Origin of the sequence: Halodesulfurarchaeum sp. (genome assembly GCF_036626455.1) — an archaeon.
Taxonomy (GTDB): domain Archaea; phylum Halobacteriota; class Halobacteria; order Halobacteriales; family Halobacteriaceae; genus Halodesulfurarchaeum.
In genome coordinates this window covers 1-23,000 of the sequence record NZ_JAZKRK010000032.1, presented here as the reverse complement: position 1 = coordinate 23,000, position 23,000 = coordinate 1, and the positions used below count along the sequence as shown (strand labels likewise).

General features: G+C 58.9%; 27 protein-coding genes. 13 read left to right on the top strand and 14 right to left on the bottom strand.

Features of this window, described 5'->3' with window-relative positions; translation table 11 throughout:
- Positions 1-113 precede the first annotated feature (113 nt).
- Positions 114-1,679, top strand: coding sequence for a cryptochrome/photolyase family protein (locus tag V5A26_RS09300; protein WP_332321711.1), 1,566 nt, complete (start codon positions 114-116; stop codon positions 1,677-1,679).
- Between the two features lie 141 nt (positions 1,680-1,820).
- On the opposite strand, the gene V5A26_RS09295 is transcribed toward V5A26_RS09300, so the two are convergent.
- Positions 1,821-2,276, bottom strand: a complete 456-nt coding sequence (locus V5A26_RS09295) for a pyridoxamine 5'-phosphate oxidase family protein (RefSeq protein WP_332322348.1) — start codon at positions 2,274-2,276, stop codon at positions 1,821-1,823.
- 367 nt (positions 2,277-2,643) lie between these two features.
- Here V5A26_RS09295 and V5A26_RS09290 point away from each other — a divergent pair, with 367 nt between their 5' ends.
- A complete protein-coding gene (locus tag V5A26_RS09290) occupies positions 2,644-3,951 on the top strand; it encodes a hemolysin family protein (protein ID WP_332321713.1) in 1,308 nt (435 codons plus the stop codon).
- Between the two features lie 96 nt (positions 3,952-4,047).
- Positions 4,048-4,428 carry a thiol-disulfide oxidoreductase DCC family protein gene (locus V5A26_RS09285; RefSeq protein ID WP_332321714.1) on the top strand — a complete coding sequence of 127 codons (381 nt, stop codon included), beginning with the start codon at positions 4,048-4,050 and terminating at the stop codon, positions 4,426-4,428.
- A gap of 1 nt (position 4,429) precedes the next feature.
- On the opposite strand, the gene V5A26_RS09280 is transcribed toward V5A26_RS09285, so the two are convergent.
- Both V5A26_RS09280 and V5A26_RS09275 read right to left on the bottom strand, forming a co-directional pair.
- Positions 4,430-5,053: a class I SAM-dependent methyltransferase gene (locus V5A26_RS09280; RefSeq protein WP_332321715.1), complete on the bottom strand. Its 624-nt coding sequence runs from the start codon at positions 5,051-5,053 to the stop codon at positions 4,430-4,432.
- A gap of 81 nt (positions 5,054-5,134) precedes the next feature.
- Complete coding sequence (locus V5A26_RS09275; protein WP_332321716.1) at positions 5,135-5,314, bottom strand: hypothetical protein; 180 nt, start codon at positions 5,312-5,314, stop codon at positions 5,135-5,137.
- Between the two features lie 371 nt (positions 5,315-5,685).
- On the opposite strand from V5A26_RS09275, the gene V5A26_RS09270 reads away from it, so the two are divergent.
- From V5A26_RS09270 to V5A26_RS09255, 4 genes are all read left to right on the top strand, one after another.
- Entirely contained in the window at positions 5,686-5,844 is a 159-nt protein-coding gene (locus V5A26_RS09270; RefSeq protein WP_332321717.1) for a hypothetical protein, read from the top strand.
- A 68-nt stretch (positions 5,845-5,912) separates the two neighbouring features.
- The gene (locus V5A26_RS09265) at positions 5,913-6,131 is read left to right on the top strand and encodes a hypothetical protein (RefSeq protein WP_332321718.1); all 219 of its coding nucleotides are present in this window, start codon (positions 5,913-5,915) and stop codon (positions 6,129-6,131) included.
- Between the two features lie 57 nt (positions 6,132-6,188).
- Positions 6,189-7,532, top strand: coding sequence for an FAD-dependent oxidoreductase (locus V5A26_RS09260; protein ID WP_332321719.1), 1,344 nt, complete (start codon positions 6,189-6,191; stop codon positions 7,530-7,532).
- 128 nt (positions 7,533-7,660) lie between these two features.
- Positions 7,661-9,088 carry an MATE family efflux transporter gene (locus V5A26_RS09255; protein ID WP_332321736.1) on the top strand — a complete coding sequence of 476 codons (1,428 nt, stop codon included), beginning with the start codon at positions 7,661-7,663 and terminating at the stop codon, positions 9,086-9,088.
- Between the two features lie 10 nt (positions 9,089-9,098).
- On the opposite strand, the gene V5A26_RS09250 is transcribed toward V5A26_RS09255, so the two are convergent.
- Together V5A26_RS09250 and eif1A are read right to left on the bottom strand one after the other, a co-directional pair.
- Positions 9,099-9,488 carry a pyridoxamine 5'-phosphate oxidase family protein gene (locus V5A26_RS09250; protein ID WP_332321720.1) on the bottom strand — a complete coding sequence of 130 codons (390 nt, stop codon included), beginning with the start codon at positions 9,486-9,488 and terminating at the stop codon, positions 9,099-9,101.
- A 60-nt stretch (positions 9,489-9,548) separates the two neighbouring features.
- Complete coding sequence (gene eif1A, locus V5A26_RS09245) at positions 9,549-9,833, bottom strand: translation initiation factor eIF-1A (RefSeq protein WP_332321721.1); 285 nt, start codon at positions 9,831-9,833, stop codon at positions 9,549-9,551.
- Between the two features lie 96 nt (positions 9,834-9,929).
- Here eif1A and V5A26_RS09240 point away from each other — a divergent pair, with 96 nt between their 5' ends.
- Complete coding sequence (locus V5A26_RS09240) at positions 9,930-11,033, top strand: NAD(P)/FAD-dependent oxidoreductase (RefSeq protein ID WP_332321722.1); 1,104 nt, start codon at positions 9,930-9,932, stop codon at positions 11,031-11,033.
- A 12-nt stretch (positions 11,034-11,045) separates the two neighbouring features.
- Here V5A26_RS09240 and V5A26_RS09235 read toward each other — a convergent pair whose 3' ends face one another.
- The 5 genes from V5A26_RS09235 to V5A26_RS09215 all read right to left on the bottom strand — a co-directional run bounded on the left by V5A26_RS09235 (position 11,046) and on the right by V5A26_RS09215 (position 14,483).
- The gene (locus tag V5A26_RS09235; RefSeq protein WP_332321723.1) at positions 11,046-11,711 is read right to left on the bottom strand and encodes an HAD family hydrolase; all 666 of its coding nucleotides are present in this window, start codon (positions 11,709-11,711) and stop codon (positions 11,046-11,048) included.
- 45 nt (positions 11,712-11,756) lie between these two features.
- Complete coding sequence (locus V5A26_RS09230) at positions 11,757-12,077, bottom strand: transcription factor S (RefSeq protein WP_332321724.1); 321 nt, start codon at positions 12,075-12,077, stop codon at positions 11,757-11,759.
- Between the two features lie 37 nt (positions 12,078-12,114).
- The gene (locus V5A26_RS09225; RefSeq protein WP_332321725.1) at positions 12,115-12,705 is read right to left on the bottom strand and encodes a hypothetical protein; all 591 of its coding nucleotides are present in this window, start codon (positions 12,703-12,705) and stop codon (positions 12,115-12,117) included.
- Entirely contained in the window at positions 12,702-13,436 is a 735-nt protein-coding gene (locus tag V5A26_RS09220) for a hypothetical protein (protein WP_332321726.1), read from the bottom strand. Before V5A26_RS09220 ends, V5A26_RS09225 begins: the two co-directional genes overlap by 4 nt.
- Before the next feature lie 210 nt (positions 13,437-13,646).
- The gene (locus V5A26_RS09215; protein WP_332321727.1) at positions 13,647-14,483 is read right to left on the bottom strand and encodes an RAD55 family ATPase; all 837 of its coding nucleotides are present in this window, start codon (positions 14,481-14,483) and stop codon (positions 13,647-13,649) included.
- Positions 14,484-14,604: 121 nt separating this feature from the next.
- Between V5A26_RS09215 and V5A26_RS09210 the strand changes: the two genes are divergently transcribed.
- From V5A26_RS09210 to V5A26_RS09195, 4 genes are all read left to right on the top strand, one after another.
- Positions 14,605-14,895: a GYD domain-containing protein gene (locus V5A26_RS09210; RefSeq protein ID WP_332321728.1), complete on the top strand. Its 291-nt coding sequence runs from the start codon at positions 14,605-14,607 to the stop codon at positions 14,893-14,895.
- Positions 14,896-15,082: 187 nt separating this feature from the next.
- Positions 15,083-15,370: an ArsR family transcriptional regulator gene (locus tag V5A26_RS09205; RefSeq protein ID WP_332321729.1), complete on the top strand. Its 288-nt coding sequence runs from the start codon at positions 15,083-15,085 to the stop codon at positions 15,368-15,370.
- Between the two features lie 62 nt (positions 15,371-15,432).
- A complete protein-coding gene (locus tag V5A26_RS09200; RefSeq protein WP_332321730.1) occupies positions 15,433-17,253 on the top strand; it encodes a formate/nitrite transporter family protein in 1,821 nt (606 codons plus the stop codon).
- A 122-nt stretch (positions 17,254-17,375) separates the two neighbouring features.
- Entirely contained in the window at positions 17,376-18,629 is a 1,254-nt protein-coding gene (locus V5A26_RS09195) for an RNA-guided endonuclease InsQ/TnpB family protein (RefSeq protein WP_332321731.1), read from the top strand.
- A 26-nt stretch (positions 18,630-18,655) separates the two neighbouring features.
- Here the strand turns inward: V5A26_RS09195 and cobT are convergent, their stop codons facing one another.
- Both cobT and V5A26_RS09185 read right to left on the bottom strand, forming a co-directional pair.
- Positions 18,656-19,687 carry a nicotinate-nucleotide--dimethylbenzimidazole phosphoribosyltransferase gene (gene cobT, locus V5A26_RS09190; protein ID WP_332321732.1) on the bottom strand — a complete coding sequence of 344 codons (1,032 nt, stop codon included), beginning with the start codon at positions 19,685-19,687 and terminating at the stop codon, positions 18,656-18,658.
- Between the two features lie 132 nt (positions 19,688-19,819).
- On the bottom strand, positions 19,820-20,167 hold the full coding sequence (locus V5A26_RS09185) for a protoglobin domain-containing protein (RefSeq protein ID WP_332321737.1): 348 nt from the start codon (positions 20,165-20,167) through the stop codon (positions 19,820-19,822).
- A gap of 180 nt (positions 20,168-20,347) precedes the next feature.
- Between V5A26_RS09185 and V5A26_RS09180 the strand changes: the two genes are divergently transcribed.
- Positions 20,348-20,626: a PadR family transcriptional regulator gene (locus tag V5A26_RS09180; RefSeq protein WP_332321733.1), complete on the top strand. Its 279-nt coding sequence runs from the start codon at positions 20,348-20,350 to the stop codon at positions 20,624-20,626.
- A gap of 256 nt (positions 20,627-20,882) precedes the next feature.
- Here V5A26_RS09180 and V5A26_RS09175 read toward each other — a convergent pair whose 3' ends face one another.
- Complete coding sequence (locus V5A26_RS09175) at positions 20,883-21,452, bottom strand: tyrosine-type recombinase/integrase (RefSeq protein ID WP_332321734.1); 570 nt, start codon at positions 21,450-21,452, stop codon at positions 20,883-20,885.
- A gap of 928 nt (positions 21,453-22,380) precedes the next feature.
- Positions 22,381-22,863, bottom strand: coding sequence for an ester cyclase (locus V5A26_RS09170; RefSeq protein WP_332321735.1), 483 nt, complete (start codon positions 22,861-22,863; stop codon positions 22,381-22,383).
- Positions 22,864-23,000 lie beyond the last annotated feature (137 nt).

Below are 23,000 nucleotides of genomic sequence, written 5' to 3'. Positions count from 1 at the left end.
CCGAGGCCGCTACTTGTGATGGTAAACGGCGTCTCTGAGGGCATCTGTGTCTGGCCAAAGCAGACAGAGGTCCCGTGGTCGCAATTTATCCATCTCCGATTCGTGCTGATAGTATGCGGCCCCCAACAGTCGGCGAACCGCCGGAGTACGTGGTGGGTGAGACCGAGGTACCCTGGATTCTCGGGACGCATCTGACCAAGCAGTGTGGGCCGCTTGCCCGTGCGTCCGAGGGAAGTCGGGTCTTGCTCGTCGAGGCCCACGACTTCGCCCGACGGATGCCGTATCACCACCACAAGCTGACGCTGGTGTTCGCCGCGATGCGGCGATTCCGTGACCGATTGCGTCGGGCCGGTTACGACGTGACCTACATACGGACCGACACGTTCGCCGAGGCGTTCGCGACGTTCTTCGAAGACAATCCGGAAACCACGTTGGTGACGATGCGCTCGCCCAGCTATCGGTCCGAACAGCGGTTTCGGGGTCTCGTTGCCGAGGCCGGCGGAAACCTCCGGGTCGTCGAGAACGAACTGTTCGCCAGCACGCGCCGGGCCTTCGACGAGTGGGCCAACGACGACGGGCGATTCAGACACGAGCAGTTCTATCGCTGGATGCGCCGGGAGTCCGGAGTCCTTATGACCGACGGTGAGCCAGCCGGCGGGGAGTGGAACTACGACGAGGAAAACCGAGACGTGCCACCGGAAGACTGGGAGGCACCGTCCGTGCCGACCCACGACCACGGTGCTATCACCGAGGACGTGTCGGCATGGGTACGTGAGGAGTTCGACACCTGGGGGAGCGACGAATTGGGCACGTTCCCGTGGCCGGTCACCCGCGACCAGGCTCGCGAGCACTTGGAACATTTTCTCGCGGAGCGGCTTCCCGTGTTTGGCCCCTATCAGGACGCGATGCGGGACGACGACTGGGCGATGGCCCACGCGCTGGTGAGCGGGGCGATCAATCTCGGCCTCCTCCACCCGATGGAGGTCATCGAGAGGGTCGAGCGGGCGTACGAGGAGCGGGAGGACGTGCCCCTTAGCTCTGCCGAAGGATGTATCCGGCAACTACTGGGCTGGCGGGAGTTCATGCGTCACGTCTACCGGCAGGCGATGCCCGAACTGTCGAACGCCAACCAACTCGCTGCCGACCGTGAGCTTCCGGACCTGTACTGGACCGGCGAGACCAGGATGAACTGCCTAAGCGAGACGGTTGACGACGTCCAGGCACGAGGATACGCACACCATATCCAGCGGTTGATGATCCTGGCGAACTTCGCCACACTATGGGGTGTCGAACCGAGCGAACTGAACGAGTGGTTCCACGCGACATACATCGACGCATACCACTGGGTAACGACCCCAAACGTCATCGAGATGGGGCAGTTTGGCCACGGCGTGTTCGCGACGAAGCCATACGTTTCTTCGGCTAACTACATCGATCGGATGTCCGACTACTGCACGGACTGTGCGTACGACCAAGACGCGACCACCGGAACTGACGCCTGTCCTTTCAACGCGCTCTACTGGCAGTTCCTCGACCGCAACGAGGACCGCCTGCGGAGCAACCACCGAATGGGGCTGATGTATAGCCACGTCGACGACAAGCGCGAGGCCGGCAAGATGGACGCCATCCGAGATCGCGTGGTAGATCTGCACGACCGTGCTACCGAGGGGAACCTGTGATACAATGTGGACTGTAAAGTCGCCACACACAGTCACTATGGATAGATTGTGAGTCGTGAGTTCCGAGGCCAGCAATTTGGGACCCAGAGACACGACCCAGACGCTGAGTCTCAACGGCCGCGACGCCTACGATACACTCTGTTACCCTTGATCGACGTCTTTCATCTGGTTGGAGTAATCCCAACTGTAGATCTCGTCCGGATCGATCCGGATCAGGACCTCCTCACGGTCCTCGGTGAGTAGACGCTCGGCCAGTGACGAGTCCGTCCCCCCGAGGTAGCGCTGAACGAGGTCGCGAAGAGCGTTCCTACCGCCGTCTCGTGAGATTGTCGCGGTGCCAGTTCCCCGTATCCCACTGTAGGGCACGTCGTTCGTCGAGACATCAATGCCAACGGTTTGGTTGTTCCTGAGGATGCTTACCAGATCGGCCCTTTCCTGTGTCGCACACTCGAAAACACCGTCCCGATAGCGATACCATACAGTGACAGGCCAAAGCGACCCGTCGGACCGACGCGTCGCGATTCGAATCGGTACGGTCGTCTCTTGTAAGAAGGATGTGACTTCATCCGCTGTCCAGGCGCCGGTGAAGGTGGTCATATCGAACACCTACGAAGGGACGGAACAAAAGGTGTCCCGGTGAAACGGTGCTTGCGCTGGGCTAGGCATGTAGTCAGTTTGTCCGGAGACGACTGATTGTTCGAGACCTGGTACAGGCCACCATTTTTTGGAGCAGGATACTGCCTTCGAGTGGTGACTCATCTGCATACATGAGTGCTCATCCTCAAGTGAGGAACGAGTGCTTTCGATAGCCGCTGCAAACACAGCTATCAGGGAAAGATCGTGATTCGCACGTTTCGAGGCCCGTTTCGGATGAATCAGTTCCAGCACACTGGGTCAAACCCTTTAGGGCATCATAGCTAATGATGGGTATGTCCAATTTCGCCGATCTTCGGAGGCTGTGGCGATGGTAAACGTCGCCCTGTCGCTGGGCCAACTTTTCCTTGCCCTCTTCCTCGTGGTGCTGAACGGGTTTTTCGTGGCTGCGGAGTTCGCTTTTGTCCGTGTCCGCTCGACGTCGGTGGAACAACTCGCAGCCGAGGGCCGGACGGGCTCGAAAGCCCTGCAGGGGGTGATGGACAAGCTGGATGATTATCTCGCGGTGACTCAACTCGGGATTACGATCGCCTCCCTGGGACTGGGGTGGGTCGGGGAACCGGCTATTGCGACGCTTATCGAACCCGTCGTTGGCTCGCTCCTTCCACAGAATCTCGTCCACCTCGTGGCCTTTGCCATCGCATTTGGTATCATCACCTTCCTTCACGTCGTCTTTGGGGAACTCGCCCCGAAGACCCTCGCAATCGCACAGGCTGAGCGACTCGCACTGTTCGTCGCCGCGCCGATGACGGTCTTTTACTACCTGTTCTACCCTGGAATCATTGTCTTCAACGGGACTGCAAACGCCTTCACCCAGCTACTCGGGGTGCCACCGGCCTCAGAAACCGACGAGACACTCGAAGAGCGAGAAATCCTGCGGGTCCTCTCCAGATCGGGTGAGGAAGGGCACGTGGACATGGCCGAGGTCGAGATGATCGAACGCGTCTTCGATCTGGACGACACAGTCGTGCGGGAGATCATGGTGCCACGGCCGGACGTGGTCACCGTCCCGAAGGATGCCACCCTCGCGGAGTTCCGGGAAACCGTCCTCGAGGCTGGGCATACCCGATACCCAGTGGTCGAGGAGGACGAGGACCAGATCGCGGGGTTCCTCGACGTGAAAGACGTGCTGCGAGCAACCGGTGAATCCGGGGAGGCAGACCAGATTGCCGGCGATCTCGCACGGGACCTCCTCGTGGTCCCGGAGGCGACCCCGATCAACGACCTCCTGCTACAGTTCCGGAGCGAACGCCAACAGGTCGCGGCCGTGATCGACGAGTGGGGCGCCTTTGAAGGGCTTGTGACGGTCGAAGACGCGGTCGAAGCCATTGTGGGGGACCTTCGAGACGAGTTTGACACGGACGAGACAGACATCTCGATCCAGCAGCAAGCGAAGGGCGAGTACGTCGCCGATGGAAGCGTCCCGCTCGGGGCGGTCAACGAAACCCTGGATGTGCACTTTGAAAGCGAGAGTTACGAGACGATCGGTGGGGTGGTCCTCGACGAACTCGGACATGCCCCCGGCGTTGGGGAAACGGTGGAACGAGCCGGGTATCGGTTCGAGGTAACTGGCGTCGACGGCAACCGGATCTCGACGCTTCGGATAACGGTCGAGTGAATTGGGTCGGCTCAGCCTCCGTTTCCAGTGTGGAGAAAGCCGGCCGGATTCGTCGCGGCCGGGAGAACCATCTACGCTCGTCCCATAGGTTCATCTGTGAAACACCCGACGCTGGTCTTCGACGACGCCTGTGGGTTCTGTACCTGGTGGGCTGACCTGATCGAGGCCCACTCACAGGTTCGCACAGTCGGGTTTTCCGCACTTACGAGCGACCAACGAGCCTGTCTCCCGGCTCAGTACGAGCAGTGTGTCCATTTCCTCACCGATGAGCGGGTGTACTCGTGTGGGGCAGCGGCCGAGGCTGCGCTGGTCAGGCTTGATTTCGTTCCCGCGCTCTTCAAGCGTCCAGGCCCAGTGCGGCGGAGTCGAGCGTACGAATGGCTCCGCAAACGGGTCTATCGGTGGGTGGCCGACCACCGAGGGCGACTTGGACGGATCGTGTCACGCCCACCGCCGGCCGGAAATACGGTGGACTGAGTCAGTCCAAGTCGGAAACGGCGAACGTCCGGATCGTATCACGTGGCCCTGTTTCGGCCTCGAGTTCCGTCAGCCCCAACGCGGTGAAAATCTCGTTCCAATCGCGATAATATAGTGGGACGTCGGTATCGACGTAATTGACATCGGTCGGTGCCTCGGCCTTCCCTTTGCCCCCTTCGTTTTCGATGGTAATCAACAGTGATCCAGTGATCCGGGCCAGTTCGGCGAACACCCAGCTGCTGTCGGGATGGAGATGTTGGAGCGTTTCGACCGAAAAGACGACCTCGAACTGGTCGTCCGCGAACTCCCCAACGACGGATTCGATCGACTCGTACTGGACCGTTGCGGTCCGTGCGAGTTCCGGGAAGTTCTCCGCCATCGCGTCCCTGGCCTCCTGGTTGAGCTCGACACCGGTCAAATCCGTGTAGCCAGCCTCGAGCAGGGTGGAGAGGTGCCGGCCGGAACTGCATCCGACCTCGAGCACGGCGGGGTTAGGGCCGAGATAAGTTTCGATGGCTGTCAGGACCGCTTCGCTCGCGCCGTCGGCTCCATAATTCGCGTAGTAGGACGGCGAATATTCGCCGTCGCGGTCGGCCCACTTTTGACGGACCTCCTGAGAATCCACAGTGAACAATATCGGTGCGGTAGACGTAAATCCCCGTCGGAGCCTTGACCGACCGATTCGGGGACGATAGAAACCTGGGGTTTAGGTTTCGTCCTCGATCAGGGTTTCGAGTTCGTCGGCACACTTGTTGATTCCATCCGAGGCCTCGATCAACCCGAGACTCATCCGGTCGTCGGCCCGTTCCCGGAACTGGTCGAGGAGTTCCTGGAGTTCGGGGACGGGAATCGCCTCGTCGGTGTCTTTCTGGTCCGTGTCTGTCATCGGTTCGAATAGGGCGCCAGCCCCTCTTAAATCCACAGCCATGGGCCGTTAATCCTGATGAGACAACGGTTTAATTACGGCTCACAGTAAGGCCGGCATAACAACAGACGAATCTAGGGCCGGTGAGACCGGTCATTCGGACACTATCGGGGGATCGAATACTACCCACACAACAAACGGTGACCCGGCAGCGGTGGGGGTTAAAATGGGCAGCACCCGAACCGTCGTCGCCCGCGAGCGTGACGAGACAGTCAAAACAGTCCCGGACCTCAGTACGCGAACGTCTTCATGCCGACCCTGGACACGCAGTATCTCAAGACCCGTCAGCGAGCCCTGCAGAACCCTATCTTCTTGAAGGGGGGGGGGGAAGGATGGCATGCATTCCGGGCATCGAATCGGAGTTTGCCGACCGGCTGTCCGTCGAACTCGGTCTCGACGTGAGCGCGACCAAACCGGATTCCCCCGATACGGCACCGGCGATTGGTGCGTACCGTATCGCCGAGCGCATCCGGGAACTCGGGTCGTACTAACTGGGTCCTGTTTCGGCCTCAGAGCCCACATTTACTGGCTCCACCTCTGTAAATAATAGTAATCAGACGTGTTCCGAGAAACCGACCCGCCGGTATCTGAGGACACAGATGAACCCGAACCGTCGCCCGAACAACTGACTGGGGAGCCCCTGGACTCGAGTGAGGCCGAACTGGAGCGGACGATCGGGCTTGCAGGCGGCCTGACGATCGGGATTGGGACAATGATACAGACTGTTAGCGCATACCTCCGTCTTCAGGCGCGGGAGGTGGTCAAAACACAGCGTTAATACGACCTGGCAGCGGAGGGCAGAACAGTGACACCAACGCTGGTGTCGACCCGAACCATGTCGGATGCATACGACCTCATCATCGTCGGCGGGGGCATAAGCGGGGCATCGTTACTGTACGCGGTCTCCAAATTTTCCGACATCGAGCACGTCGCCCTGTTCGAGAAGGAGCCGGAGATCGGGGCGATAAACACCTATCAGACGAACAACTCACAGACGCTTCACTTCGGTGACATCGAGACGAATTATACCCTGGAGAAGGCTCGCTCGGTGAAAGCCGGCGCAGAAACGCTGGCGGGATATCTCGAAGCGACCGACCCGGACAGGAGCCTGTACGATAGGCGGTCGAAGATGGTTATCGCGGTGGGCCAGGAAGAGGTCGAGCGCCTGGAACGTCGCTACCACGAGAAGGGCTTTGGCGACCTATACCCAAAACTCGAATTGATCGGCCGCGATCGGATTGCCGAACTCGAACCGGCCGTCGTCGAGGAGCGGGCCCCGGACGTCGAACTTCGGGCGCTCTATACGCCAGACGGCTACGTGGTCGATTACGGCGAGACGGCGAAATCACTCGTCGCCGAGGCCCGAGAGGAATCGGGGGTCGACGTATACACCGGAACGCCAGTTGAGGGGGTCGTCGAAACGGCCGACGGGTATGCGGTCCGAACAGGCGGCGGGACGGCGATGGCGGATGGCGTCGTTGTCAGTGCGGGCTCACATAGTCTCCAGTTCGCCAAACAACTGGGGTACGGCGAGGACATGGCACTGTTGCCGATCGCGGGGAGCTTTTTCCTGGCCGAGGATTTCCTCAACGGGAAAGTCTACACACTTCAAATGGGCAAACTGCCCTTCGCGGCCGTCCACGGTGACGCCGACGTCCATGACGCGTCGGTCACCCGATTCGGGCCTACGGCAAAACCCGTCCCGGCCCTCGAACGGGGCGAACTCTCCACTGTGGGGGACTTCTTAGACGTCTTTGGGTTTGACCTCGACTCGTTCGTCAGTTACGCGAATATTCTCGCGGACAGGGTGCTACTCCCCTACGTCCTCCGGAACCTGGTCTATGACCTCCCGGAACTGGGAACCCGAGCCTTCCTGCCACACGTCCAGAAGGTCGTGCCGGGTGCCACACTCGAGGACATCGAGCCCGCCAGGGGGTATGGGGGTATTCGTCCGCAGATCGTCGACACCAGTGCCCACACCCTCGACATGGGTGAGGCGACTATCGAAGGGGAGGACATTATCTTCAACATCACTCCGTCTCCAGGGGCCTCGACGTGTCTCAAAAACGCTCGCCGAGACGCACTTTCGGTCGTCGACTTTCTCGACGGGGACTATCAGTTCGACACAGCGGGCTTCGACGCGGCGACGGTGGAGAACTTCCCGCACGAAACTGAGTAATCGGCCCAATGCGGGTCTGGAGCAGTCGTGGACACGGTCTGGGAACAGAATTCCTTTGTCAGTACCCCTGATAGCACCCAGTAGTGGTCCCGCAGCTTCGTCCCCTTCGGCCAGCCCTCCGCAACCCGATGCGAGCGTTGCTCGTTGCCATCGGGATGGTCCTCGCAAGGCTCGGCCTCATCACGGCTGAGCGGGCCGAACAGACGGTGGACCTGGCCTGGCCCCGAATCTTGACCGGGATCGCCCGGATGTCGAAAAACGCCGCCGACGTCGCGATGGTAGGTCTCGCGCTCGGCCCGGCAGCCATCAATGGTGTTGGCTTTGCGACCCCCTACTGGGGTGTGGCGTTCAGCATCGGGGGCGGACTTGCTGCGGGAACGATCGCGTTGGTGTCCCAGCGTTACGGGGCCGAACGGTACGACCAACTCGGGCAGGCGATTCGGTCGAGTGCGGCCCTTCTCGTTGTCGTCACCATCCCCATCGCGTTGTTCTTCTGGTTCGTTCCGGAGACGCTGGTTTCGGTGCTCACCAGCACACCAGCAGAAATCACTTACGGGGCTCGATACCTTCGGATTCTGGCACTCGGGGTGCCCTTCGCGGCGTTAAATCTCATCGGGAGTCGAGCCCTCATCGGGGCCGACGACGCCTGGATCCCGATGGTACTTCGCGGGGGCGGGGCGATGACGAACATCCTTTTGAACGGCCTCTTCATCTTCGGGCTCGGGATGGGTGTCGAGGGTGCGGCTTGGGGAACCGTGCTCGCAAACGTGCTCGTGACGAGTTCAATCGCCATCGGCCTCGCACGCGGAGGCCTGCCACTGATCGGTGAATTCCCGATCACGGTGGATCCGCTCGGACGATACGTCCACATCGATACCTTCCGGGATCTGATCTCGATCGGGACCCCGGTGATCGGCCGGAACTCAGTTTGGACCATCGCCCGCTTTCCCACCCTCGCCTTCGTGGCGATGTTTGGCCAACAGGTCACCGCCGCCTACATCATCACCCGCCGGATCTGGGGCGTAATGAACACGCCGGGCTGGGGCTTCGGACTCGCCGCGAGCAGCCTGGTCGGTCAACAACTCGGCAAAGGCAAGGAAGCGATCGCCGAAGCCTATGGGTACGAGATCACCCGTTTTTCAGTGGCGACCTATGCACTCGCGGCATTCGGGATTGCGCTGTTCGCGGAACCGATCGTCGCCCTCTTCATCGGGTCCCGAACTGACCCGGCGATTCCGATCGCAGTTCCGATGGTGTACATTGCCGCCTTGGCGATCATCCCCCAAGGAGTCACCAGCACCATCGCCGGTGCCCTCGACGCGACCGGTGATACGCGTTGGCCCTTCTACAGTCGGGCACTCGGGATGTTCGGGTTCTCCATCCCACTGGTGTATCTGGGGGCGACGACGCCGCTGGGGATCTGGGGTATCTATCTCTCCTTTTTCGGGGAGACAGCTGTCTCAGCAGTGATCAATTATTATCGATTCTGGACCGGCAAGTGGAAGGCTATCAGCCGGGGCTACCGTCCCGAGACGACTCCGACCATGGACGATTGAGCGGACTCGTTCAATAGACCGTGTAGCTCACCGCTCCGACGTCTATGGTGACCAGCGTGTTTTCCGGGTAGGCGTCCGGTTTCGCCCCGTACTTCTCGTTGATCTCCCGACGGACTCGTGTTTCTTCGGCCTCGTCTTCGAGGACTTCTGCGGTGCCGAGCAGCGTCACCACCCACTCGGGAATGCCAGCCTTGGCCTTCTGCACCGCGAGAGACACTCTCGGGTTCGATTTGATATTCGACAGCTTCCGCCCTTTGGTCGTCAGTTCCACGACCCCGTCTTCGTACTGGTACCAGAGTGGGGCGACGTGGGGTTTATGAGCATTACTTGTGGCCAAAAACGCGGCCAGCGGTTCGGACTGCAACAGTGACTCCACTTCCTCGGGGACAGTGTCTGCCATACCTCACCTGTATCACGGGATCACAAAACATCTCGGGCCGGTCACGCCCACGGAAACCGTTCAGTCGATATGCCCTTCGCGGCGGAGCTGTTCGGCGTCTGCACTCTCGTATCGCCACTCGATGTCGCCTTTTTCGTCTTGCCAGTCCCAGGGGTCGATGAGGACGACGTCGTCTTTTTCGATCCACGTGCGGTATTTCATTCGACCGGGGATCCGACCTAGGCGGGTCTCACCGTCCGCACAGCGGACTCGGACGTGATTCCCACCCAGATGCTGCGTTACGACGCCGAACTGCTCGGACTCCGAGGGCATGCGGAGGTCCTTTTGCTCTCGTTGCTCTGTCACGTCGGGTAATTGGGGCCGGACAGGGATAAGGGCATCCGAAGGCGTGGTACCACCGCCCAGAGTCAGTTTTACGTCCGGCGGGTGGGTTCGGAGTGTATGGACCCTGTCGTCGTCGTTGGGGGTGGTGTCGTTGGAACCAGCATCGCTGCCGCACTCGCGGATCACGGGGTTCCGGTACGTTTGTACGAGCGTGACGCCCTGGGTGCTGGAACCACCGCGAAGTCAATGGCCATTTTCTTCTGGCATCAGGACGAGCCCAACGCAACTGAACACCGCCTGCGAGAACGGGCTTGGGAGACGTATGGGCCCCGAATCGAAGCCGGGACCCTCGAATTCACGCAGGTCGGGACCCTCGAAACGGCCCCCAATCTGACAGACGTTCCGGCGGTCCGCTCGGGTTGGAAGGGGCTCACCGACCTGGGCGTCGACACCGAGTGGCTCGACGCCCCCGAACTCGAAGCGAAAGGGCTCGACCCGGCGGCCTTCGAGGGTGGCCTCTTCGTTCCAGACGACGGGTTCCTCGATCCTTCGGAGATCATTCAGCACTTCGTGGAGCAGGCCACAGCGGGCCCCGCAACGATCGAAACGGGGGTCGAAGTCATGGACGTCATCACCGAGGACGGGGCCGTCACGGCCATCGAAACTGGCGAGGGGACTGAGTCGGTGAGTGGTGTGGTGAACGCCGCAGGGCCGTGGGCCCCCGAAGTCAACGACTTCGTCGGGGTCGACCAGCCACTCAGACATACCCGCGGACCGATTGTGGTCCTCTCCCGTGAGGAATCTTTCTCGCTGCCGTTCATGATTCTCCGCGACGAACTCTACTTCCGCGAGGACGGCCTGAGCCAGGCCTTCGGTGGCCGCTTTGATACCACCTACGAGACGGCTAGCCAGCTTGATCCGGATGCGAATCACTCGGTGGATCAGTCATTCTATCTCGACATCGCCGAGGAGATCGAGGCGGCCGTGCCACAATTGGCCGACGCTGTGATCGGAAACGACTGGGTCGGCTTTCGAACGATTACCCCCGATGGCCGTCCATTCGTCGGCGAAACCGACGTCGAGAACTTCTATACAGCGGTCGGGTTCTCGGGCTACGGTGTGACCAGAGCCCCGGCAGTGGCTGACATTTTGGCGCGTCAGATCGCGGGGGAGTCAGTGGACACCGAGCTTGCGGACTGGATTTCGCCGGCCCGACTTTAGCAGCTCGCCAAGTTAGGCTGCAGCCGCGAGAATATCGGGGAGTGCCGCCAAGGTGTCGATTTCGTAGGTCGGGATGACGCTCAGTTTGGTCTCAGCACGGTGATCTCGGCGAAGGAAAACCGAGTCGACACCGGCTGCGTCCCCGGCCTGAACGTCCGACTCGCTGTCGCCAACGAACAACGGATTTGTGGCCCCTAACTCCGCAATTGCTAAGTCGAGGTAATGTGGGTCGGGTTTTTTCCGGGCCAGGCTGTCCGGATGCATTTCTCGGCCATAGACCGACTGGAAGTAGCCGTCGATCCCGTACTGGTTCAGAATGGTCGCGACCGTCCGATACTGGTTCGAACTGACGATGCCCAGGGGAAGCTCGATCTGTGAGAGGACGCTCGTATCATCGTAAAGCGGCTTGCGACCGGCCCGAATCTCCCGCTCTTGGACGAGGGACGACCGCATATCACGCCTGTACCAGAGCGCCCCAGGGTCGAGTCCATACCGTCCAGCGACTGTCTCGAGAATATCCGGGGTCACGCCGTATACGAGCCGCTCGACGTCATCCGGATCGGGATCGACAATCCCCATATCTCGAAAGGCGTCCTCGACAGCCCGCTGCATGACCGATCGGTCAGTCATGGCGGTGAGGACACCGTCATTATCCAGAATTACCGCGTCGTACGTCATTGACAGGTCCTACACCGTGACCGCTGAAAACCGTTTCGCGCCCTTTCAGGCGTACTCGCGCCAACGGGCGCCACACTCCGTACATTTGAAAAATCGGGTCGGGGGCTCATCAGCAGAGCCCGTCTGCTTGATCGTGTACCACGCTTGGTCGTTTTCACACTCCGGACAGATCGCCTCGGCTTTCGGCTTCCCCTCGAAGTTTGCCCCTTCCTCGGTTTCGATCACGTCACTCTCATCTTGCTCCTGGGTCGAGACGTAGTCCGCGGCCAGTTCCTCGTCCTTTCCTTCGGTGTAGCCACAACTCGAACAGACCATCTGCTCCCCGTCAGCGTGCATCATCGAACCACAGTCAGGACAGAACTGCATACAGAAGCCTCGGTGCCGACGCAGAAAAAGTTCCCTTTCAGGTCTCCTCGGTCGAAATGGAGCCCTCGGTTTTCTTCTCCCCGTCCGGGCCCACCATCGGGCAGTCCGACACGCGGACGTGGTCCACGTCAACGAGTTCGTGAATTGTCGTCCCATCGTGTGTGCATTGGAGGGTCGGTGGCTTGTCGAGGTACTCACACCGTTCACAGATCCGTTTGGAGATGACCTGGGTGACCCCTTCAGCCCCTGGCACCGCTTCGACGGCCGCAAAGTGTCCCTCGGGGTGCTCGTCGTCCATCAACAGATCCGCCCAGACCCCTTCGGAATCGACTGGCTCGACGGTTTCTTCGACGAAGCTCCCGGTTGCGTCCTCCGACACGGTTTCAGCCTCGCTTGACTGGCGGTCGACCTCGTCGCGGAGCCCTGAAAGTGGAATCGAATCGCTCGCTTCCGCCTCTGATCCCGCCTCTTTGTCCTCTTGAGACGGCTCAGGGTCTTTCAATTCGGTGGAATCCGGCTTCTTGCCATCCGGGAACTCCGCTGCCCCCGATTCCTCGGCCCCGAGATCCGATCGCAGATCGGAGAGCGGAATCGAATCCGTTTCCTCTTCGTCGGCTTCCTCAGTCACGATGAGTCACCATCCACTTTGTCCGTGTTCTGCCAGTCGAAATCCGCTTTCGTCGCTTGGGTTTCGTCTTGGGATTCTGGCCCGACCGAATCCAGGTCCGGGCGACCCTGGAACTCGCCGCCTTCGAGCGCAGGCCTGTCACCGGTTTCCAGTATCGACGTTCCGAAAAATCCAGGGTTCGCATCCAACGTGTGAAACGACTCGCCACAACTCGGGCAGGTGGCGGCGCTGAGGAGGGCAACGTCGATCCTTGACCGACAGGCCTCGCATTTCGCCGTCCGAACTCCAGTCGTGGCCGCGTTTTGTTTCAAGTGGTCGGCGCGGGCCCGTCGTTGGTCCCGCTGGGCAACTGCATCAAGTGTATTTCGGACGGACCTGAGGACCTGTCCCAATTTGTCCACGTCGGTTTCGAGAGCCACGGTCCGGTCCAACAGGGACTCAAGGATCTCCTCGAAGTTGTTAAAGCCCCCCTCCATTCGTGAGTTTGTCTGATCGAGTGTTTCGTGTATGTCTTCGACATCTCCCTCGAGTTCTGTGAGTTCGGCTTCGAGGCTCTCGTGGGAATGATCCTGTGACGCTTTCGCGTCCGTTTCGCGCTTCACCTGGACGACGCGTTCCCTGACATCCTGGATGTCCGACTCGACGGTCGATTCGAGCCTTTCGATTTTGGCTTCGAGCTCCGCGATGGTCTCGATTTCCTCCTGTAGTTCTTCGGGATGTTCCTTGGCCATCAGTCAACCACCTGTCCTTCGCCGTTCGTCGCTCTGGAATCGCAACGACCGGCCTGTTTTTGCTCCCCATGATTACTCGCCACTCGCTCTCTCGAGATCAGGCGATCCGTGTATGCGCAGGAGCAAACCATTTGGATATCCTTTCTTTAGACAGAAGCGCGTATAAATGTAATTCCAAATCCGTCCCTTCAACGGCGCCATTTACGGGGGTCAGCGAATCTTCCGGACGTTCGAAACGTCGAACCCGGCGTCGTGAATTTCCGTCTCGAAACGGATGATGTCTTCTTCTTCCAGTTGAGAAAGCACGCCGCGAAATTCTGGGACATACATTGTCCGCACTCGCTCGTTGCCCCCTGTTTCCCATTCAAACTGGAGTGTTCCGTCCACTGCAGTCATCAGGTTGCCCAACTCCTGGTCGGTAACCGCGTCCTTGGTCAACAGCAGCAAGATCAGACTTCCCCACTCCCGTGCGACTCGTCTGAGCCCCTTTAATGTGAGCACCAACTCGCTGATCGAATGATGTCGTCCCCTGGCCGCTAACAGGTCGGTCAGTGAGTCGATCAGTATCAACCCCCCACCAGCATGCTCATCGAGGTAGTCCGCGGTCGCAGTGAGGACACCCCGACGTTCGGCGTCTTGGCCCAGATCCGTGATCTCACGGTGCGACGGGCCATACCACTCTCGTGGAACGGGGCTGAGTTGGAAATACTCGTTCGAAAGGTCCTCGAATCTGACCGGGTCAAGACCCGCCGTGACGAGTTCGTCCTCCAACGTGTACTCGATCTCCGTCGAGAGCGCTCTTTCGTCGGCGGTGTAGGAGAGATAGTGAATCGATTCCGGTCGGCTGGCGGCCGATGACTGCTCTCCATAGTGGAGGTCGAAAAGCTCGGGGTCGGACCTTTCGAGGCCGTTCATTACCGCACTCGTGTAGAGGAATTCTCGGGCGCCAGCTCCGCTCTCACCTGCGAGAAGGACGACACTTCCGGCCGGAGCCCCACCCCCGATACGCGAGTCCAGACGCGCGATACCGAAGGGAATTCGAGTCATACAGGCCCCTCTCGTGGCTGGCGCTTACACGTTTCGGCGTTCAGTGAGGGAAACCCCTAAGTAACATGCGGGTATTTGACATGGTACGGTCTCACACGGAAAACCACAACCACACAAGACCATGCCAACCTACATTCGCCTGACCAACTTGACCGCCGACGGATTTGCAGAGATCGAAGAAAGCGCAACCCGTACAGAGCAGATGAAAGCGATGGCCAACGAGATGGGTGGGGAAATCAAAGACGTGTATCTCACAATGGGGGACTTCGATTTCGTGACGGTCGCTGAGTTCCCCAACGATCAGATGTACACGCAGTTCGCCCTCAGATTTGCGGAGCGGGGGATGGCAGACACCGAGACGCTGAAAGCACTCGACGAGACGGAATACTTGAACATCGTCCAGAGCATGTAATCGAGGCGTGCTGCCGATTTTGCTTCCGTCCCCGCCGTTTGCGCAACTTTAAGTATGTCGAACCGCTATATACCAATCATGAGGTATTTAGGGGCATGACAGACCAAGGTGGGGTACGACAAACGTACATACTATCGGCAAGGAGTACACCTAAATCCCAAGTCCCTCTACTACAGAGTGAGTTGAAATGAGACTAGCTGAACCGACCGATTTTGATATTTTAGAGGCACTGGCTAACGGCAGACGGAACACGGCAGCCAACCTGTCTTACATACTCGACAAGGACCGTTCTTATATTAACACCCGACTCCCGATCCTCGCGGATTACACGTTGGTCGAACGGGTCGGGCCAGCACCGAACAGCGGACTTTACGAGATCACGGAGCGGGGGACCGAAGTCATCGATATCAGGGATTCCGCAAAGGATCCGGAGATCGACTTTGACGCTCGACTCGCTGAGCGACTCGAAGGATAACCCGGAGGCTCAGGGCCACCGAAAGTAACTGATTTTGGGGGTGGGCTCGAACAATCGAAGTAATGCCTGATGACGGGTCCGACGCAGAGCGTTCGGTTCGACAGGCTGTCGAGCGGTCCCGGAGTGGGGCGCCTGCAGTTGGTCGGGTGGTCAGAGACCGCTTTTCGACCGACGAGGTCTTTCAGCGCATCGTCGCTGCGGCCGACGAGGAGGTCACTGCAAGCAACCGAGAACTGTTTTTCAGTGGTCTTGCGGCCGGCTTTGCGATCACGATTACTGTGCTTCTCTACGTGTCGATGTCCGCCTCGACAGGTGGGGACCCAGTATTGAGTGTACTCTTGTATCCGTTGGGCTTCATTTACATCATTATCGGTGGGTATCAACTGTACACGGAGAACACGTTGCCCCCGGTTGCGTTAACCCTCGAACGCCTTGCGAGCGTGCCAGCCTTGCTCCGAAATTGGATCGTCGTTTTGCTTGGGAACTTTCTTGGCGGTCTTGGTGGGGCCGCGGCGCTGGCTTGGGGTGGGGTCTTGTCACCGGAGGCAGCCACTGTCGCCGCCGAGATCGCCCAAAAGGGGATCGATACGGGGGCCTGGCCGCTGTTCGTCAAGTCGGTGTTTGCCGGCTTGATCGTGGCCGGAGTCGTCTGGGTCGAGTATGCGGCCCGGGACACGATTTCTCGGCTGGCAGTCATCTATCTCGCCTTTCTCGCCATCCCGCTCGGGGGACTGTTCCACGTTGTCGTCTCCTTTACCGAGACGCTGTATCTGACCTTTACAGGCGACCTCCGGCTGCTCGTCGGGTTGACGGAATTCGTCGGCCCGGTCCTGGTGGGCAACACTGTCGGTGGAGTCGTGTTGGTTACGGTTGTGAATTACTTCCAGACGAGCGAGAAGCGACTGGCCGGGGCCAGGTTCGAAGGTGGTCGTCGACAACTCTCTTGGCGCGAGATGCTCCTCGGCGGGCGGATCAGCCGCCTGTTCGGGTACGCCGGCCGGTCGTATGTCCCGCTCGTGGATACGACGGCTGGGGACGGCGATACGGAGGGGCCGTATCACCTGCTCGTGCCGGTGGCCAATCCCGAATCGTCCGACTCACTCCTCCGACTTGGGGAAACGGTCGCCAAAACGGAGGATGAAGCGATCATCACGCTCGTCCACATCATCCCCGAATACGACCCACACTCCCAGTATTCCGGGTCCGGGCGCGAACGACTCGTCGCGGACTCCTCGGCCAAACTCGAACGGATCTGTGACCGGATCGAAGGCGACGGGATCCGGTGCCGGACTTCGACAGTGGTCTCCCACCGGTCCTTCTCGGAGGTTTTTGACATTGCTGAGCGCGAGTCAGTCGACCTCTTGCTCGTCGAACGGGGGGACAACCACCTCTGGTCGTCGGGGCGGGCGGAGGGACGACTCGACGAACTGACCCGTCGGCTGCCCTGTGACGTGATCATACTCGAGGATCGGGGCTTCGACCCCGAGCGGGTCCTCTTGCCTGTTGTTGATAACCCCCACGCCGCGTTGAATGCGCAAATTGCCAGAGCACTCCGGTCGGTCCATGATAGTTCCATGACACTCTTGTCGGTTGTTCGAAGTGAAGCCGAGCGCGAACGCGCAGCAGAGGACCTGCGGAACTGGGCCATCGATCATGGCTTGGAGGAGGAGTCACAGGTCGTCGAAACGGGAGACGTCGAAGCGGCTATCGAGCGTGGGGCCCAGGATCACTCGATGATTCTCATCGGCGCAACCGAACAGGGGCTGCTTTCTCGGACTGTTTCCGAATCACTGCACTACGATATCATCTCTGAAACGGGTCGCACGGTCCTCATGGCCGAACGACCGACTGAGCGAAGCTTTCTGGAACGGCTCTTCAACTGAACGGTAGCGCGGAGTCCCCTTCCTCCAGGAACGAGCGACGCGAGTGAGTAGGGAGGGGAGGAGCGCGTTCGCACAGATCACAAACAGCAATCAGAAAGTAGCCACTTATCTACATTGAATACGTGGCAGACGACTATGTGCGTCGGACGGCAATCACTCGTCTCGAAGTCTCAGACGAGCAACGCGACCTCCTCGAAGATACTATCTCCGAGTGGAAGCGTGGTTGCCAACTCGCCACCGACATGGCGTGGGGGAAGTACAACGCCAAAAGCGACGTACAGCCCCTCGCCTACGACTCCGTGCGCGAAGACACTACTCTCGGGAGTCAGCACGCGATTCTCGCCACCCACCAAGCCGCAGAAGCCATCACCGGCTGTATCGAACGCCGGTCGAAAGGAAAGAAGGTCAGCAAGCCGACGTTCACCGCGCCGACCGTGAAGTACGATACCCGGACGATGACGGTGTTCGATGACGAAACCGTATCCCTCTCCACTACGGAAAGCCGGGTTCGGTGCCCGCTCGCCCTTCCAAACGCTGACGATGGCTACCAACGGCAGTATCTCGACTCGGACACGTGGAGTGTCACGGAAAGCACGCTCACCGCCCGAGACGGCGAGTTCTTCTTGCATATCGGCTTCCGCCGACACAAGACCGAGACCGAACGGAACACCGCCGAGGACGGAACGGTCCTCGGGGTTGACCTCGGCATCGAAAACCTCGCCGTCACCAGTACCGCCTACTTCTACAGCGGGCGGGAGGTAACCCACAATCTTCGCGAGTTCGAGAAGGTGCGTGCCGGACTCCAACAGACCGGAACGCGAAGCGCACATCGGACGCTCGAACAGTCGAGTCGTCGGGAACTTTGCTACGTCCGGGACGTGCTACACCGGGCGTCGAACGCGCTGATAGACGAGGCACTCCGGTACGACTGTGACGTGATCGCGTTCGAGAACCTAACGCACATCCGCGATCAAACCGGCGCGTCATGGGGGCATAAATGGGCCTTCCGAACGCTCTACGAATACGTCGAGTATAAAGCCGATTCGGTCGGGATCTCGGTGAAGCAAGTCGGCTCGGCGTACACGTCCCAGCGGTGTTCCGAGTGCGGATTCACGGCAGAGGAGAACCGTCAGTCGCGGAACGATTTCCGGTGTGTGAAGTGCGGATCGGAAGGGAACGCGGATTACAACGCGGCGAAGAACATTGGTATGCGGTATGTCCGTCGAGGCCAACAGTCGTCTCGGCGGACGGGCGACAGTCAGCTTGCCCTGAAGTCCGGAACGGTGAAGCCGAACGCGGGATTTACCGGCTACCCCGACGGGTTCGAGGCCGAGTTCACGGACAAGCCCCACCCTCAACGCGCCGAAGGCGCTTAGGGTGAGGTAGTTGACACGCCGGTAGTTCAGTTCGAGACGCCCGCTTCTTCGAAGGTCGCCATCTCCTCGAGTGTTCGACAGGCCCCCTGATAGATCGAGATTCCAAGCGCTGCACCGGTCCCTTCTCCGAGTCGCATGTCGAAGTCAAAAAGCGGCTTGAGGCCGAGTTCGTCGTACTGGATTTCGTGTCCCGTTTCGACTGAACTGTGGGACGGCAACAGGTAGTCGGTCACCCGCTCGTCGATTCGAGCTGCGACCAACGCCCCGGCCCCGGTGATGAAGCCGTCCACGACGACCGGAATCCGTCGGCGTGCGGCTTCGAGTGCGATGCCGGCGAGGGCACCGATTTCAAATCCACCCACAGAGCGCAGGACATCGTACCCGTCCTGTGGATCGGGGGCGTCGGTTTCGAGTGCTTGCCTGACGATCGAGACCTTCCATTCGAACGCTTCGTCGTCGACTCCCGTTCCCCGTCCGGTTACCGTCTCCGCATCCGCCCCAGTGATCGCGGCCGTGATGGCTGCACTCGGCGTCGTGTTCCCGATGCCCATGTCTCCGAGACCGATGATATCAGCCTCCTCGGCATGGGTCGCGACGATGCCACGACCGACCTCGACAACCTGTCGAGCCTGGGCCGCGCTCATCGCGGCTCCAGTGGCGATATTATCGGTACCGTCGCCCATTTTTTCGACGATGACAGCGTCTCTCCCGGGGTACTCGTCGGCGGCGACACCAACGTCGACGATCAGGTTTTTGGCGTCCACATTTCTGGAGAGTGCGTTGACTGCCGCGCCCCCGTTGGCGAAATTCGACACCATCTGTGCGGTCACGTCCTGTGGAAACGCACTCACGCCTTCTGCCACAACGCCGTGGTCACCAGCGACAGTCGTGATCACCGGGTCGGCAAGTGTCGGGGTTTCCTGGCCGGTCATGCCAGCGATCTGGACAGAGAACGCTTCGAGTCGGCCGAGGCTTCCGGGTGGTTTCGTGAGGTTCGCCTGCCGCTCCCTGGCTGCCTCCATCGCCGCCTCGTCGAGTGGCGGAATGTCGTCTTCCATACTGTCCCGAGACCCGCCTACACAATCAATATTTTTCTTTTGCAATTGGAACTGTACTCGGTTGCACCGGGGAGTCCCGACCCGCGGCCGGTTTCGGAGGGCAAAACGAAGCGAGGCTGTCAGTCATCGGACTCAAGGCGAACGACCGAATCCTGGATCTCTTGAACGCTTGCGGCCTGTTCTTCGGTGGCTTCTGAAACCCTCTTCGATGCCTGCCTCGACGGCGTCTTCGAGATCAGCATCATCGTTCATCGAATCCATAAACTGCTCTTTGACGGTCTTGCCGAGTTGGTTCTTGATTCGGTCGGTGACCAGGGGAATCAGGAGGTTGTAGTAGACCCCGCACTGGCCGATATACTGTTTCATCGGCATCTCCAGGGTGTCGTGGAGTTTGCCGATTCGAGTTTGGTCCCGAAAGTGGTCCTGCTCATAATCACCGGTCGCGAGGTAGGAGTGCTGGGTTTGTTTGAGGGCCTCGATTTCCTACGCTACCGGACCCGGACCAGTCCCTCGCATCACGAGCCAAGTCTCATCCAGCATCCAAGTCCGAGTCTCTTTTTGTTCTGGATTACCACCAGCATTATCAACCCCTTCATACTTAAAGAGTTGCTCTACAGGACAGGAAATAACTTATTTATCTTCCCGTCATATGCGTTACCTATGTTTGAGCTAACCAAATTTAAGCGCGATGTACTCACGGTTATGGCAGGCCTTGAGAACCCGAACGGACTCGAGATCAAAGCCGAACTAGATGACTATTATAATACGGCTATCAATCATGGCCGCCTCTATCCGAATCTGGATTCGTTAGTGGAGAAGGGATTCATAGAGAAGTCAAAACATGACGAGCGAACGAATGCCTACGAACTCACAGACGCGGGACGAACCCTTCTTGAAGATCGTCGCGACTGGGAAACCCAATACTTCGATTTCGACTGACGACGTCTTTTCCAGATCGTCGAGGGACTAGTCTATGGAAACCGCTGATGGAGATTAGTAAGCAAAAGCGGCATGCCTCCCAGAAGGAGGCAAGATCCTATTCGCTTCTGGGTGGATGACAGGGAATGCCTTCCCTCTCCATCAGTTGGTGGAGTGGTCGCGCATCTAATCTCTTTGTTGAACCCCGGATTTGCGAATCGGACAATTACGTCAATCCCGCTCGAGAGCTACAGCGACAGCAAAACCAGAACCCGGTTTACAGCCAATCGACCTTCTCCGCCTCTAGAGACTGCACGACTTCTCCGTGTTTCCCAGGGTAATGCCGCTGAAACGTCGGATAGTCCTCCCACCCGCCCCACTGCATTACGACTGAGGGCAACACCTCGGCCTCGAGCGTGAGATGACCCCAGGTTCGCCGAAGATCGTGCGGCCCGAGATACCGCCACCGCTTGTCGTTCTCCCGATCGGCCATTTCTTCAGCTGCAACGTCGACCCAGCGCCGTATTGTCCTGGTCGTGACCTCGACGAGGCTCCCCGGCTCCTGAGCGCGGATCATGCCCGCGAGCGTCGCGCTCGTCGGTGTCGCTCGCTCTTTATCACCTTTCCCCGCCGGAACTCGAATGAACCACTGCCCGGCCTCACTCTGATAGAGGTGCTCTCGACGAGCGTCGACGAGCTCTTGGGACCGCAGTCCGGAGTGAGCCATGAGCCCAAACGCGAGGGGCTTTCGCGTATCGTTCTCGACGACCTCCAGGAGACGATCGCGTTCCCGATCGTTCAATCGGACCCGTCGATCGTCCAGATCACGATAGTTTTCGAGTTGCATCGGCGTTCGAGTATTCGAAAAGCCGGACTATAACCCAAGAATTCGCCCCTCGATCGAGGCCGATCAGCACCGAATCACTGCGAAAATGTCCGACTCGTCCATGGCAAGTCGGACATGGAATAATTTGCAGACAACTCTTTTGCAGTGATGGTCTATTGATGCTTGGGAAGAGCTGTGCTGAATATAGAGCATATAATCAGCAGCTCAGACCGACTTATTTCTCAGCCTCAGTGTCGAATCAACCAATCGCTGAACGTGCGTGTTGATAAGGTGAGGGTTATCCGGGGCCAGTAACACTATGTGAGGATAGAATTGGGGTCATTACCTCGTGGACAGAATCAATCCACCCCCTACAGCGATGAGTCCAATTGGAGTTAGGACTGCCCGAAGCGGGATACTACATTCGTTCACTCCATCGGGCGTGTACAGGAGGGTTGAATCCTGTACACCAATAATGCTGACTCCCTCTCCCTGTCCCTCCGGGACACCGACTTCAGTACAGCCACCGAAGAGCATACCGGGGAAGGTAATTAGTTGCGCGAGGACAAGACTCAATCCTACAACGAGTAAAGCGCTGCCAAGGAGTTCTCTTCGTTTGAGTGTGGCAGCCATTATTTCCGATTTCCGCCACTTGATAATAAGAACGAGGGAACGTCAAAGAGTTCCAGTACCCATCTCGGACACTGTTTTGAGTGATTCTTCTTGCTCGCAATCTGAACTATCCGTCGTGCAATATGCGCTGTGTATTCATCACGATCACTGGGAACTGCCAGTTCACTATCTAAAACCCCGTGCAAGACTTAGAGGATATGCAGCACAGTGGGTTTTTTACACAGGGTTCGACATTTGGGACCGTGCCTAAGGAGTGCGGGTGGGAGGTGAGTGCGAGCCAGCAGACGAGGGTGCCACCGGGAAATACCCAGCAGTATTAGAGTGCGTTGCGGACTTTGCCCCACACGAGTTTCGGAGTGAGGGAAACGATGTCTGGAAACGTCAATCCCAACTGCTCGAACATTTTCTTCTCGTTCAAGTAAATATAGTCCTCTTGGATCTTTCCGTCCACCATTATGATTTTCGACATCCCGCTTAGGTTCATGCTCCGCCCTGTTGGCGGCGTACCGTAGAATGCGCTTTTGAATGTTCCCGTCTTCGTCCATTCATGCATAATCGTGTCCTCACTCACGAGTATCGCCACTGGATCCTTGGTGGTCTCGTAGTCCGGAAAAGCCTCATGGACCTGCTGGAGATATTCTTCGAATCCTTCGTGGCCCTGAGCCGCTCCCTCGGGATGAGCTGGGGTGTAGACAGTGACAGACTCGGAGACGATATCCATCTTCGAGAGATCGCCGTTCCACAAGTCCTCGTAGTCGTTGAAGGCCTGTTCATATTCGCTCGAACTCGCTTGTGTCATTTTAGATCAATCTATTATCTTGGAAATAGTAACCAAGATATTTGTTAATTGGGAGCAAACTTTAAAAATATGAAACGGAGGTGTTTCATTCTGGGTGGGATAGGGGCAGGAACGGGACTGTTAGCTGGATGTACTGG

Coding starts and splice junctions, on each gene's coding strand:
- V5A26_RS09300 (WP_332321711.1), top strand. CDS start 114: ATGCGGCCCCCAACAGTCGGCGAACCGCCGGAGTACGTGGTGGGTGAG.
- V5A26_RS09295 (WP_332322348.1), bottom strand. CDS start 2,276: ATGACCACCTTCACCGGCGCCTGGACAGCGGATGAAGTCACATCCTTC.
- V5A26_RS09290 (WP_332321713.1), top strand. CDS start 2,644: ATGGTAAACGTCGCCCTGTCGCTGGGCCAACTTTTCCTTGCCCTCTTC.
- V5A26_RS09275 (WP_332321716.1), bottom strand. CDS start 5,314: ATGACAGACACGGACCAGAAAGACACCGACGAGGCGATTCCCGTCCCC.
- V5A26_RS09270 (WP_332321717.1), top strand. CDS start 5,686: ATGGCATGCATTCCGGGCATCGAATCGGAGTTTGCCGACCGGCTGTCC.
- V5A26_RS09260 (WP_332321719.1), top strand. CDS start 6,189: ATGTCGGATGCATACGACCTCATCATCGTCGGCGGGGGCATAAGCGGG.
- V5A26_RS09255 (WP_332321736.1), top strand. CDS start 7,661: ATGCGAGCGTTGCTCGTTGCCATCGGGATGGTCCTCGCAAGGCTCGGC.
- V5A26_RS09250 (WP_332321720.1), bottom strand. CDS start 9,488: ATGGCAGACACTGTCCCCGAGGAAGTGGAGTCACTGTTGCAGTCCGAA.
- V5A26_RS09240 (WP_332321722.1), top strand. CDS start 9,930: ATGGACCCTGTCGTCGTCGTTGGGGGTGGTGTCGTTGGAACCAGCATC.
- V5A26_RS09235 (WP_332321723.1), bottom strand. CDS start 11,711: ATGACGTACGACGCGGTAATTCTGGATAATGACGGTGTCCTCACCGCC.
- V5A26_RS09230 (WP_332321724.1), bottom strand. CDS start 12,077: ATGCAGTTCTGTCCTGACTGTGGTTCGATGATGCACGCTGACGGGGAG.
- V5A26_RS09220 (WP_332321726.1), bottom strand. CDS start 13,436: ATGGCCAAGGAACATCCCGAAGAACTACAGGAGGAAATCGAGACCATC.
- V5A26_RS09215 (WP_332321727.1), bottom strand. CDS start 14,483: ATGACTCGAATTCCCTTCGGTATCGCGCGTCTGGACTCGCGTATCGGG.
- V5A26_RS09210 (WP_332321728.1), top strand. CDS start 14,605: ATGCCAACCTACATTCGCCTGACCAACTTGACCGCCGACGGATTTGCA.
- V5A26_RS09205 (WP_332321729.1), top strand. CDS start 15,083: ATGAGACTAGCTGAACCGACCGATTTTGATATTTTAGAGGCACTGGCT.
- V5A26_RS09200 (WP_332321730.1), top strand. CDS start 15,433: ATGCCTGATGACGGGTCCGACGCAGAGCGTTCGGTTCGACAGGCTGTC.
- cobT (WP_332321732.1), bottom strand. CDS start 19,687: ATGGAAGACGACATTCCGCCACTCGACGAGGCGGCGATGGAGGCAGCC.
- V5A26_RS09180 (WP_332321733.1), top strand. CDS start 20,348: ATGTTTGAGCTAACCAAATTTAAGCGCGATGTACTCACGGTTATGGCA.
- V5A26_RS09175 (WP_332321734.1), bottom strand. CDS start 21,452: ATGCAACTCGAAAACTATCGTGATCTGGACGATCGACGGGTCCGATTG.
- V5A26_RS09170 (WP_332321735.1), bottom strand. CDS start 22,863: ATGACACAAGCGAGTTCGAGCGAATATGAACAGGCCTTCAACGACTAC.